Annotated in this window: 9 protein-coding genes; 7 read left to right on the top strand and 2 right to left on the bottom strand. The window is 44.3% G+C overall.

The annotated features are described in order from the left end of the window. Nucleotides 1–25 precede the first annotated feature (25 nt). Nucleotides 26–1,075, bottom strand: coding sequence for a transposase (locus LDN30_RS01985; RefSeq protein ID WP_241427215.1), 1,050 nt, complete (start codon nucleotides 1,073–1,075; stop codon nucleotides 26–28). Between the two features lie 394 nt (nucleotides 1,076–1,469). Between LDN30_RS01985 and LDN30_RS01980 the strand changes: the two genes are divergently transcribed. From LDN30_RS01980 to LDN30_RS01955, 6 genes are all read left to right on the top strand, one after another. Then, complete coding sequence (locus tag LDN30_RS01980; protein ID WP_223928583.1) at nucleotides 1,470–4,085, top strand: alpha-L-arabinofuranosidase family protein; 2,616 nt, start codon at nucleotides 1,470–1,472, stop codon at nucleotides 4,083–4,085. Nucleotides 4,086–4,358: 273 nt separating this feature from the next. Beyond that, nucleotides 4,359–4,745 (top strand): hypothetical protein, encoded by a 387-nt coding sequence (locus tag LDN30_RS01975; RefSeq protein WP_223926895.1) that lies wholly within the window; start codon nucleotides 4,359–4,361, stop codon nucleotides 4,743–4,745. A 167-nt stretch (nucleotides 4,746–4,912) separates the two neighbouring features. Next, nucleotides 4,913–6,574 carry a hypothetical protein gene (locus tag LDN30_RS01970; protein WP_223926894.1) on the top strand — a complete coding sequence of 554 codons (1,662 nt, stop codon included), beginning with the start codon at nucleotides 4,913–4,915 and terminating at the stop codon, nucleotides 6,572–6,574. A 285-nt stretch (nucleotides 6,575–6,859) separates the two neighbouring features. Continuing rightward, complete coding sequence (locus tag LDN30_RS01965; protein ID WP_223926893.1) at nucleotides 6,860–7,084, top strand: hypothetical protein; 225 nt, start codon at nucleotides 6,860–6,862, stop codon at nucleotides 7,082–7,084. A gap of 71 nt (nucleotides 7,085–7,155) precedes the next feature. Next, nucleotides 7,156–8,043 carry a GLPGLI family protein gene (locus LDN30_RS01960; protein WP_306421498.1) on the top strand — a complete coding sequence of 296 codons (888 nt, stop codon included), beginning with the start codon at nucleotides 7,156–7,158 and terminating at the stop codon, nucleotides 8,041–8,043. 12 nt (nucleotides 8,044–8,055) lie between these two features. Continuing rightward, nucleotides 8,056–10,632 (top strand): TonB-dependent receptor, encoded by a 2,577-nt coding sequence (locus LDN30_RS01955; RefSeq protein WP_223928582.1) that lies wholly within the window; start codon nucleotides 8,056–8,058, stop codon nucleotides 10,630–10,632. A 130-nt stretch (nucleotides 10,633–10,762) separates the two neighbouring features. Here LDN30_RS01955 and LDN30_RS01950 read toward each other — a convergent pair whose 3' ends face one another. Then, nucleotides 10,763–11,122, bottom strand: a complete 360-nt coding sequence (locus tag LDN30_RS01950) for a hypothetical protein (RefSeq protein ID WP_223926890.1) — start codon at nucleotides 11,120–11,122, stop codon at nucleotides 10,763–10,765. Nucleotides 11,123–11,334: 212 nt separating this feature from the next. On the opposite strand from LDN30_RS01950, the gene LDN30_RS01945 reads away from it, so the two are divergent. Beyond that, on the top strand, nucleotides 11,335–12,258 hold the full coding sequence (locus LDN30_RS01945) for a DMT family transporter (protein WP_223928581.1): 924 nt from the start codon (nucleotides 11,335–11,337) through the stop codon (nucleotides 12,256–12,258). The last annotated feature ends 408 nt before the right edge of the window (nucleotides 12,259–12,666 follow it).

Here is a 12,666-nt window from a genome sequence, read left to right as displayed (position 1 = left end):
AAGAATTGCGCAATTAGTTGCGGAATTAAGGATTATTTTTCTTCTTGTCAAGTTTGATACCTGACACTTCGATAATTCTTCGATATATGAACATGTTGTGCATCAGCATACTATATGACGCTAAAGACATACCCTTGTATTTGTCATCACGTGCCATTGCCACCTTTGCAGTATTGATTGCGGCGAACGCGGCATTGTAAGCAAAGTGTAGTTTCTTTTTGCTTCTGGCCTGACAGTCCTGCAGGCCGGTAAACTGTTTGCCGTCGCGGAAAAGATATTCCTCTTGGAACCTGGCATGATAAATGGCCATGGTATCCTCTCCGCTCATGTCCTTGTCAGTTGAGTAATATAGACGGAAACCGCCGCTCTTAACCCGGTCGAGACCCTCAGGATACCATACCACCAGTCTGACATTCCGCTTGAGGCATTTCACATTTGCAACTATTGTATAGTACTCACCATCATCACCACTCAGACTGTCGATCTTCTGCATTCTGTCCAAATCCGGACTCTCAAAGTCAATGTATCCGTCAAATGTCTTCGGCCGGCCTCTCTTCCCCGTCTTCTTACCTGCGTACAGATATCTGACCGCTGTGTCCTTTCTCAGACGGCTGACGAATGTGAAACCTAACTCTACCATGCTGTCGGTGAAGTGCTTAGTAGAGAACGCCGCATCACCTACCATGTTATGGGTAATCCTCTGCATTCTCTTGGAGTACTTCTTGACTTGTTTGATGTAGAAGTCTGTAAGCGACATCTTGCGTCCGTCAGCTTTACCAGGCGTCTGTATTGCCCGGAAGGCCATCGCGTCTTTCTGTGTCGCATTGACGATGGCCAGCAGGGTAATCTCACAGCCGTGCTTGACGGCCTGTGCACATCCGGACCAGTAATTGCCGATGCCATAAGTCTTTTTCCCGGCCTTACGGATATAGCTCTGGTCTATTGCCACAGCAAGCAGGTCATTCTCTGTGTCAAAAAGTTCCCTGATGAGCTTTGTATTATAGACACACCAGTCGATGCCTTTCCTGAAGGCACTTCTGTATGTGTGCTCGTTGTGTTTACCGTACTTTGCCATCTGCGTAAAATTCTTTTTTCTCAGGACCAGCAAAAGAATCACGATCTCAGGGAAAAGATCCTGAAGATTTTTTCGTACCTTTGCACAAGTTGCGAGGAGAGTATCCTTTGCAAGTCCCATATAGTGGCTTATATCTTCTTGATTTGTCATATAACTTCATTATTTATTCAACCATAAAGTTACTGAAAATCAACGATATAGCCACTATTTTATGTCATAATTAATCTTATCATAATGTTAAACTTTATTATTTGCAAGTATCTAATAATCAACACGTTAAATAAACTTTGATGGAGGCGGTTTTCTTACCGAACCATTGCAAACAATAGCGGGGAAGATTTCTTAATGTGGAAGATTCTTCGTATTTTTGCATTGAAAACAAACTAACAAGATTATGATCTACCGCAAATTATTGCTATTAACAGCGCTGATGATTGCCGCCACCACACCAAAGGCTGGGGCGCAGCAGCCGACTCCACATTATGAAATTGCAGGGCGCGACACCACATGCCGGATATTCCTCTACTCGCCGGAGCCTACCAAAGGGGTTCACGCCGCTTACCTCACCGGCAAGGGCACCTGGCAGGACATGGGACAGCTATGCGCATCGGACTACGGACCATGGGGAAAGGAGAAGAAGATGTACGACCCTTACGTCCTCCATGCCCAGGACGGCACGTGGCGACTGCTGTTCGCAGTCAACAGCTACGCACCTTGTTTCGGGGCAGCCTACAGCGACGACTTGGTGACATGGCGGCCGCAGGACTTCCCGAGGATGAAGGAGCGTGGGGTACTGTCACCACTAGCTACCCAGAAGGATGCGGAGAATATCGGCATCTACTTCAAGACAAATGACGGGTCGACACATTATGTGCTGGCCTCCAACGACTTCCGGCATTTCAGCGAGTCGGGGACGACGGCCGGCACTGTCGGCTGGCTGCGCGACTCGGCCACCATAGACGGACGGAGGTACCCGGGCAATGCCTTCAATGTGTCGAAGAAGCAGTACGACCGACTCGCCAATCATTTCATAAATACGGCGAACGAGGCTAAGGAGAACAGCGAAAGCCTGCGCGACGACAAGCGGCGCTTCGGCCATACGACGGCAACGGTAAAGGCGGTGCTCGACGTCGACATGCAGAAGAGGAAGAAAATCAGCGACCACATGATGGGTGTGTTCTTCGAGGACATCAGCTATGCGGCCGACGGAGGATTATACGCCGAGCTCGTGCAGAACCGCGATTTCGAATATTCGAAGGAGGACCACAGGGGGTGGACGGCCACGACAGCGTGGACGAGCAACAAGCCTGTCGTTATCGACAGCTGCAATCCCATAAGCAAGAACACCCCCCACTATGCCGTCATAGCACGACGTGACACATTATATAATGTGGGATGGGGCGGAATTAGCGCCGCTCCGATGCAGAAATATGACTTCTCGGTATTCGCAAGAAACGCGGAAGGCGGCAACAACGTGCTGCAGGTGGCCCTGATTGGCGATGACGGAACGGTGACGGCAAAGGGAAGAATAAAACTCAAGGGGCACGTCTGGCAACGGTATTCGCTGCCACTCGCCGTGGACAGCAAGGCCACGAGGCAGAACGTCCGTCTGGCTCTGACAACGCTCAAGGATGGCTGCATTGACGTCGATATGGTCAGCCTCTTCCCCAACGACACGTTCAAAGGTCACGGACTGCGCAAGGATCTGGCTCAGGCCGTGGCAGATTTGCACCCGAAATTCGTGCGTTTCCCAGGTGGATGCATGAGTCACGGACAGGGTATCGGAAACATTTATCACTGGCAAGAGAGCATAGGACCATGGCAGGACAGGAAACCGGCAAAGAACATCTGGTCGTATCATCAGACGCGCGGACTCGGATTCTATGAGTTCTTCCAGTTCTGCGAGGACATAGGCGCAGAGCCCCTGCCGGTACTTGCGGCCGGTGTGCCATGCCAGAACTCGGCTGCCGACAGCGATGGATATGCCGGACAGCAGGGAGGAATAGACATGAAGGACATGCCGGCATATTGTCAGGAAATATTACATCTCATAGAATGGGCCAACGGCGACACCGCAACGTCGGAATGGGCCCGCATGAGAGCACGCGCCGGACATCCCAAGCCGTTCAACCTCAAATATATAGGCATTGGCAACGAGGACCTCATATCGACGGCGTTTGAGGAGCGCTACGGGATGATATGTAAGGCAGTAAAAGACAAATTTCCGGAGATTACGGTCTGCGGCACCGTCGGTCCGTTCCACAACCCGTCGTCCGACTATATCGAGGGATGGAAGTTTGCCAATGCCCACAAAGACATCATCGACATGGTGGACGAGCATTACTATGAGTCGCCGGGATGGTTCCTGCATCATCAGGACTACTACGACGGCTATGACCGCAGAGGGCCGAAGGTGTATTTGGGCGAATGGGCATCGAGAGGCAGCAGAGTGGAGAACGCACTCGTAGAAGCTATTCATCTCTGCAATCTGGAACGGAACGGCGACATCGTGGATATGGCCAGCTACGCCCCGCTCTTCTGCAAGGAGGGTCACAGCAACTGGAATCCCGACCTCATATACTTCAACAACGATTCGATAACGCGGCTCACCCCAAGTTACTATACGCAGAAGTTGTGGGGCACCACTGCTGGCAACGAATACATCTACTCCCGTCTGCAAATAGCTGACTCGCTGCGCTATAGGGTGGCTGCAAGCATCGTCGGCAAGCTGTCGGCGGATGACGAATCTGCCGGAATAACACCAGGTAACGAGGCCGCCAAGCAGCCGGTGGGCCAGCTATGGCTGAAACTTGTCAACGCCCTACCCTATCATCTTGAGATTGCGGTAAACGGACTGGCTATACCTAACGGAACCGAGTGTTACGGATTCACCGGTGCTCCCAACGACTCACAAGTCGAGCCTTATCGCTCCTCCATCAAGGGGTCTGCCCTCTCCCTGCCCCCTTATTCTGTAGTCATAGTGCCGCTGAATGGATATAACAGCAAGTAAATCAGGCCTTAACCTGTATCTTATTCTGTGACCGCAGTGCCACAACAAGTGATACGACTCACACAATGACATTTTCACATAATAGAGAATGTTATTGTGTGAGTCTCATTTAATGTTCAAGGTTTACAAAATGTACCTTTTCATCTAAGCGCCTAAGTATAAGAATGTTATATTGTAACGATATTCGAGAAGTGTACTAAGTGTACATACGATTTTCCTTCATTTTAGGTTTTTATTGTAATTTTATAATCAAAAGATTTAAAGAGTAAAAGTATGAAAAATTTGTTTATCTTAGTTTTAATGCTTTGTGGTATAGTTGTTAATACGAATGCTCAGCCACTGTTTCAAGATCATATTATTATTCAACTACAAATGCAGGCAAAGGATTTGCCTGACTATTCGGGGTCAACTCAGCCTGTACGTCGTCTCCCTCCTTATAATAAAGAGCAACTAATAACAATAGCTAATGGAATCATCTACTTCGATGAAAGCCTTTCTCCAAGTATTCTTACAATAAAGAACGAGAAGGGAGAAATTATATATACGGAAATAATAGAAGATGGCGTATCGAGTATAGCATTACCGCAAGTAGGTTCTGGTAAATATTATATACTATTCGAAACTCAGAGTTCTTTTTATTGGGGTTATTTCAATTTATAGGGAATTGACAAAAACTTCGTGACTAATTATCTTAAAATTATATACCTCATATAGTTTGGCTATTTGAAAGCAAATGATTATCTTTGTCAGAAATTTGCTATAATATGCGGAAAATACTATATTTTTTTCTCTTGTGCTTAGCATCATGCTCTGTATCGTCAGGCCGTATGGCACTAAAAGAAGCAGAGCAACTTATTGACAGTTTACCAGATTCTGCACTATCTATTTTAAACAGCAAAGAAAAGGACATTAATCATTATAGCAAAAAAGATAGAATGGCTTTTTTACTTCTTAAAGCAGAAGCCATGAATAAGTCTTTCACTCCAATGGACACCATAAAGTTTATGGGCGATGTCTTAGATTATTACAAGGGACATGGTAACGTTACCGATTTAATAAAAGCCAATTATCTAATGGGCTGCGTTTACCGTGATAAAGGCAATAGCCCTTTAGCTTTAAAATTTTTTCTTGATGCAGTAAGTATAAATGACTCTTCGTATAATAGGCACAATGATGAATTAGCATCAAGGGTTTATGGTCAAATAGGTTTGCTTTATCATCAGCAAAGGATTCCTCAAAGAGAAATAGGTGCATGGAAAAAATGTATGCATTATTCATTACTCTGTAGAGATACATTGTCGGCAATACAAGCGTTGGAATATACTAGCTTTGCCTATTCCATAATGAATCAGAAAGACTCTGCATTATCTATAGCAGAAAGAGTCTATTCTGAGTATAGACGAATAGGTGAAACCAGATATGCGGCTTCGTCGTTAGGAACAATAATAGCACATAATATAGAGATTGGCAACCTTGATGAGGCCAAAAAAGGGATTGATGAATATATTACTTCATCGGGATTATATAATCCACGAACAGGAATAGCGCCGGGTCATGAGATATTTTATTCTATACTTGGTAAATATTACGAAAAGAAACATCAACTGGACTCTGCTGACTATTATTATCGAAAACTAATTTCGTCAGCTTCTGATATAAGTAGTCTTGAAAGTGGGTATCATGGCCTATTAAGGGTTTCTTCACTGCTTCACAACACAGATTCCGTTTTGAAATATGCAAGCTTATTTGCTGAAACAAATGATTCGGCAAATATTAAGCATTCAGCCGACGAAATTAATCGTACAGAGGCCCTATACGATTACAGCGAAAGCCAGAAAATTGCCAGGGAAAAGGCTAAAGAAGCAGATAAACTACGGCTAACAGTTATATCTCTAACATTTATTATTTTTATAGTTCTACTTCTAATCTATATTTACACAAGGAGTCAAAGAAACAAAAGAGATAAAGAACTACGTGAGATTAATACTAAATATTCTGACGCTCTAATACGATATTACAGGGCCTTAAAAGAAAGAGAAAGTCTCGAATTAGGACTAAAAAAAGTCAAAGCAGACAAAGATGAAGAAATATCGGAACTGAAGACTTTGCTGTCAGCATTTTCGGATTATTCAAATAAAGACAGTTGGGATGCTGAGCAGAGTTTAATGGATCATGAAATTGTTCGTAGAATCCACAAGCATGCAGCACAAGGAGCCATGCTCCCGATCAATGAATGGAATGATTTAATAGGCTTAATTGAAAAAATTCTACCCGATTTCTATAATTTTATCAGTCGGGTAGACCTTTCCTTAACTCTTCAGGAGAAAGTCATTTGTGTGTTAACCAGATTGCATTTTATCCCGACAGAAATTGCGACATTACTCAATCTTACGAAACAACGCATATCAAATCTCAGACGTTCTCTTAACAAAAAGATTTTCAATCAAGAAGGTTCTAAAACTTTTACTGCTAACATCTATCGAGTTTAAAGATAGTAGAGAACAAGATGTACTATAGCCCTTAACCATCTGCAAATTATAGCATTAACCAATTATTGCTTTACAATAGTGTATTAAGTGTACTCAAATAAATCGTTTTTATCAATATTGCTTCTTAATTTTGCATTGTATTTCAACTGAAGATGATGCGACAGACCGGTAGTTGCGCGTCTAAATTGATTTGACATAAGATGATTGACGAATCATCATGTCCAGACCGAACTGACAAAAGGAGCAAAGCTGAAAGCTTTTAGACGGCAATAATAACTTACAAAAATGAAAAAGAAAATAAGGATTTTTGCTTTTTCTGGGGCACTGATGCTCGGCATGCTTATGCCGACCACTGCTTCGGCATATAAGTATTATGTGACTCTACCCAATGGAACTCAGGTAATGTTTCATGCTAGCAGTAAATTCCAAGCAATAAGTATATTCAGAGCTAATTTTACTCAAGGAGTTCTTACTTCTCGTCCTGAAGGAGGCTATCTGGATCAACTGTAAAATTATAGAATATTCATGTCCTTTTTACCACGAGCAACTTGGTAGAGGGGGCATGGACATTCTTTCTGTTAATGAGGTATATGAAAAAAATTCTTTTTGTTCTTATTGTTTCATTTTACTTTATAGCTTTACAAGCTCAGACGATGTTCAGCCCTGATGGCGGCATGGACCACTACGAGAAAACAGAAAGGACGGTTTATGACACGGCGAAAATTAACGTGTATTATACGCTGTATTTTCTTGCAGATTCTTCTAAAACAGACAACTATACTAAGGGGCTGATGGTGTTGCAAGTCTCCGACCATTATCTCCGCTTCGGCGACTTATACCGCATTCAGCTTGATTCTATCAATGATTTCTGCGCTATAAACAAAAAGAACGCGAAGAAAGCTGCTAACGATTTTAATCAGACAAGTAGTAAGGTGTGTTATGGCTTCAACATTACTTCATTAGTAGACTTGGACAACGAGACAGCAACGGTTCAACTGCAGGCTTTAAGGAAATATCAATACACAGTTCCTTTGCCGAAATTCGACTGGCAAATTACTGAAGGCGATTCCATCATCAACGGACTTGCCTGCAAGCGAGCTGTTTGCAGATATGCTGGCAGAAGCTATATAGCATGGTTTGCGCCATCAATCAATTTGCCTTATGGTCCTTATCTTTTCGGCGGTCTGCCTGGACTGATAATGTGTCTTTGCGACAAAAGCAACAACTGGATATTTACGAATAGCGGTATTGAGGTGGCAAGAAGCAACCGCGATATGTACCTTTACAGCGACAAGGATATAATAAAGACTGACAGGGAAAAGGCTCTTTCTGCTTACAAGAACGAAATTGAGGACTGGAATAATCTCGCCGTCGACATTATCGGGCTCCGTGTCATAAAAAATGGCAAGGAAATCAAGCCCGACACTAATTATCCGAGAAAACCAAGCAATATGCTTGAACTGAAATAATAAGCACAAAAGTTGAGTTCAATAAAAATCACAAAAAGAATACTCGCAGTCTTTCTGTTCGTAATTACAACAATATGCAGTTACGCACAGACAGAGTTCAGTGGCATAGTAATTGACAATAAAGGCGTAGCTGTCAATCGTGTCACTTGCCGGTTGTTCTCAGCGTCAGATTCCCTAATTTCGTATGCTTTTACAAACAAAAAAGGAGCATATATTCTTAGGAACATTGAAAGCGGAAGCTATATAATTTTTTCAAAAGTCGGATATACTTCAATGCGTTTAGCAGTAATCGACAAACAAACGACTTACAACGTAAAACTTGAGAGAGGTGAGATTTCCCTAAAAGAAGTAATAGTTACCGCTCCACCGATTACGCAACGCAACGACACTTTATTGTATAACGTAGCAAGCTTCCAACAGAAGGGAGACTTGTATATTGAGGATGTACTGAAGAGGATGCCCGGAATAGAAATTGACGCAAACGGTGGCATCACCTATCAGGGCGTAGCTATAAATCAGGTAAATATAGAAGGGCAGAACCTGATGGGTGATCAATATAACCTCGCAACACAAAACATGCCGGCAGAGGCAGTATCTCAGGTGCAGGTTATGCAGAACGACCAGCCCATCCGCTCGCTTGCAGGGAAGGTAAACACGAACCGCGCCACGCTGAATCTCAAGTTGAAGAGGGATTATCGCTTGCGGCCTTTCGGAGAGATCATAGGAGGATACGGGACATCGGGCACTTACGACGACCACATCACTGCGATAGAGGCAGGAAAAAAGAATCAGTTTCTGTTGTCGGCAGGCATTAACAACCAGGGCAATAACTATGCTCAGGTTGTCAACGGAGTGTCAACAGTAAACAGTCTTTACACCAATGAACCATTGCCCAACCTTTTCCTTCAGAATGCCAACAACCACAAGCCCCCGCTCTCACCAGAATATTATCTTCGAAATGAGTCGTATTATGCGTCAATGCATTATCTCCATGCACTGTCAAAATACTCTACACTAAGAATAAATGGATTGTGGTTTCATGACGCAACCAACCTTAACGACAGTACTTACGACAGATATATAGCCAACGATACAACAACAATTTTCGAGGCTTCGGCAAGCCACAGGCAGACAAATGTCATTAAGGGGCAGATGCAATACGAACTGAATTCTGAAAAGATTTACTTGCAGGACGAAGTGAGTGGAAAACTTAATGCCTGGCATACTGATGAAAGTATAAACAGTCAGCAAGGTCATGTGGACGAAAGAATGCGACGGCGGCCGCTCACATTGCAGAACATATTCAACATGAATATAAACACTGGAGCAAGGCTTGTCCAACTGTCTTCTATTTTTCGCTATTTCCATGCTAAGGAGGAGCTTTATGCTTTGCCCGATACCATTGACGACAGCACTCGGCTCAAACAGTTTTTCATGCGCAACCGCATTGGCACGTCGTTCAATGTCTTTGGCAATCCGCTGCTTATTGGGTATATAATAGAATACAAGCACAACGATGTTAAGCAATCAAATTATGACGACGCACAATATGGCGAAGGCAAATCTATCAGCAGGTACTGGCTGCACACTTTGGAACCGGTATATGAATGGAATTTCCGTGGCGGATCAATGGAGTTCCGTCTGCCAGTCGAGTGGATTCATTACAGAAACGCTTGGAAAAACAATTCCGACTCGCGATGGATGTTCTCTCCGTCGGTAAAATTTGACAAGAAGCTAAACCCAGTCTTTTCATTATCAGCCAACGCCAGTATTAATCAGGATGCAAACACCATTGATGTGCCCGTCCGCAATGCAATAACAAACAACTACCGCACATTCACCGACGGCATCGACAGCCTCAACATTAACAAGACAGACATGGTTTCGGGACGCCTTTCTTATCTGAGCACAATACATCTCTGGTCATGGGATGTTTATGCTGTATGGACTAAAACGAAGTCGGACTATTGCCGTGCTTATCTTTACATGCCCGAACTGACATATTCAATGGCGGTATGGAAACAGAACAAGCAGTATAATTGGAGCCTTGCCTATAGCATAAAGAAGAACTTTCGCAGTACGCATTTGACCATAAGCCACAGCATGTGCTATGCCTACAACAAATTCCTTCTTTCGCAAAATGGGATTGAGGATTATGTACATTCAAATGTCCTCAACATGTCATTGTCTGTCTATTGGGACAAACTAAGCTGGCTGCACTATAAGTTGTCATCGGCGGGCAATATCAGTTGGAAGGGCAAGGATGCGTTTTCACAGTCGAATAACGCACTGCATAATTTCTATTCCACAATGCATGCTGACGTGTTCCCATTTCCTCAACTACGCTTATATGCCGACTGCTCAATTGAGAGTTTTGAGATTTCACATGGAAACTATTCATCTAATTGCTTCTCAAATGTCGGATGTGAATGGAACATTACCAAGAGATTTTCATTGTCAGTAATCGCCCGGAATATCTTCAATAGAAGACTTTATGAAGAGACTGTATTTTCTGGAGCAAATTATCAGTATTACTCTATCCCTTTATGTCCACGCAGATTCGTTGTTGAATGTCGGTTTAGATTTTGAATTCTATGTTACGCGTAAGTGCTTCTACAAGAGTTTTCCCATCATCAAGCCGGGATGGAATGAAACGTGTATTGAGTCGATGTGGCTTTTTACCACGCTTACTTTCAATTTATTATTTTAATTTCATAAATTATAGGCTATAGCGATTGACGTTGTAACCTTGGTCAACAAGTTCACGGAGGATTTCCTCACGGCTCTTGTGGCGGACATTAGGATTTTCAACAGCTCGTGAGCCGGCGCCGATGTTCAATGAACTAGATAAATTGAGTATAGACGACAAGCGGAAGAACATGGTGTTCTCTATCTTCTTCACTTCGGCAGACAGCTTTACTCCGCTAAGTTGTCTTAGTCGCTTTGCAAGAGCCACGTCTATCTCTGCTGAGAAGTATTTGGCAACAATTTCTTCTTTGGAAATCTCGTCTGCACGGTAAGCCCTAACATCTTCCTTATCAGCTCTTTTGCATATAGGGTCACGGAATCCATCTGGCACGACAACTTTTCCCGCTTTCGTCGCCTTTTTGAAGTGACAAAGCTAATTGCCTGGAAATCAGCCTTTGGACCTTTGAAAATACGCGAAATTGGGTGTTTCAAGCGAATCAAACACATTTTCTTATGGCAAATATAAGGAAAAAACCGGCAATTCGTATCATCCGATGGTATTTATTCGTAACTTTGCGCATGATTTTATAACAGTAATAAAGTATGAAGGATAGCAATGCCCCCTTGCGGGCGCATCTTAGCATGTTCATCGCCGAAGCCATCTGGGGTTTTATGGCCCCTATCGGCAAGGCAGCGATGAACAGTGGCTTTGACGGTATTTCAGTGGTGTCGTTTCGTGTGGCTGGTGCAGCTCTGCTCTTTTGGCTGGCCTCGTTCATCGGTCCGCGTGAGCATATTCCCGGGCGCGATATTGTGAAGTTAGCAGGGGCTGCCGTGCTTGGTATAGTGTTCAACCAGTGCTTGTTCAACATCGGACTGAGCATCACCTCGCCTGTCAATGCCAGCATCGTAACTACTTCGATGCCCATTTTTGCCATGGTGCTCTCCTTTTTCATCCTGAAGGAACCCATAACGTGGAAGAAGGCGTTGGGTGTGGCCATTGGTTGTTGCGGCGCGCTCATCCTCATTTTCAGCAGTGCCAGTGCGGGCAATGCCAAGGTAGGCGACATACGTGGTGACCTGATGTGCCTTGGTGCGCAGTTTTCCTTTGCACTCTACCTGGCACTCTTCAATCCACTCATCCGCAAATACAATGTTTTTACGGTCAACAAGTGGATGTTCACGTGGGCCTCGTTGTTCGTATTGCCGTTCACCACGGTGCATGTCAGCCAGTTGTCCTGGGCCTCGTTTACCGCCGCCACATGGCTGGAAGTCGTCTATATGGTTGTTTTGGGCACCTTTGTGAGCTATCTGCTTAGTGTGGTGGCCCAGAGCGTACTCCGGCCTACGGTGGTGAGCGTCTACAATTATGTACAGCCCATTGTTTCTGTTGTTGTCAGTGTGGCCGTGGGCATGAGCGTATTCACCCTGCCTCAGGGCGTGGCCGTTGTACTGGTCTTTACCGGTGTGTGGCTCGTCATTAAGTCGAAGTCGAAAAGAGACGAGGAGTTAAGGGCCAAGAGATAAGGGTCGGGAAGTTGACAATTAATAATCGCGAGCCGGTAATCGGTCAGCAGTAAAGAACCATGCGACAAAACAAAGAATATCGCGGCGATGACGTTCATCGCCCTGTTTGATACTGTAGGGCTGTTGTCCTTCATGACACACGAGAGCGCCAAGAGCCGACGAAGGCGGCAAAGGCCCGAGTCCTCGGCGCTGACAGGAAGTGCGTTATTGGTTTCTGGTCTGAATATATCGTTTGTTTTAATATTGAGTGAGCATCCATAGACACAGAAATTAAACGAATTTGGGTGTCCTAAAAATGAGAACCCGATGTGGCTTACTCACTTTTTTTAGTAGGAAACGGATGCAAAGGGGAGGAAACGGGGCTACAGTTAACTTGCTTTAACCCTTCAGTCTTTTGCCGTTTGGTAA

The sequence above is a fragment of the Prevotella lacticifex genome (assembly GCF_019973375.1).
Taxonomy (GTDB): Bacteria; Bacteroidota; Bacteroidia; order Bacteroidales; family Bacteroidaceae; genus Prevotella; species Prevotella lacticifex.
Note: the sequence above shows the minus strand (reverse complement) of the source record. Positions and strands in the feature narration are given on the sequence as shown.

Excerpts from the sequence above, each read along its gene's own strand:
- LDN30_RS01985 (WP_241427215.1), bottom strand. The coding sequence starts at position 1,075 with ATGGCAAAGTACGGTAAACACAACGAGCACACATACAGAAGTGCCTTC.
- LDN30_RS01980 (WP_223928583.1), top strand. The coding sequence starts at position 1,470 with ATGATCTACCGCAAATTATTGCTATTAACAGCGCTGATGATTGCCGCC.
- LDN30_RS01975 (WP_223926895.1), top strand. The coding sequence starts at position 4,359 with ATGAAAAATTTGTTTATCTTAGTTTTAATGCTTTGTGGTATAGTTGTT.
- LDN30_RS01970 (WP_223926894.1), top strand. The coding sequence starts at position 4,913 with ATGGCACTAAAAGAAGCAGAGCAACTTATTGACAGTTTACCAGATTCT.
- LDN30_RS01965 (WP_223926893.1), top strand. The coding sequence starts at position 6,860 with ATGAAAAAGAAAATAAGGATTTTTGCTTTTTCTGGGGCACTGATGCTC.
- LDN30_RS01960 (WP_306421498.1), top strand. The coding sequence starts at position 7,156 with ATGAGGTATATGAAAAAAATTCTTTTTGTTCTTATTGTTTCATTTTAC.
- LDN30_RS01945 (WP_223928581.1), top strand. The coding sequence starts at position 11,335 with ATGAAGGATAGCAATGCCCCCTTGCGGGCGCATCTTAGCATGTTCATC.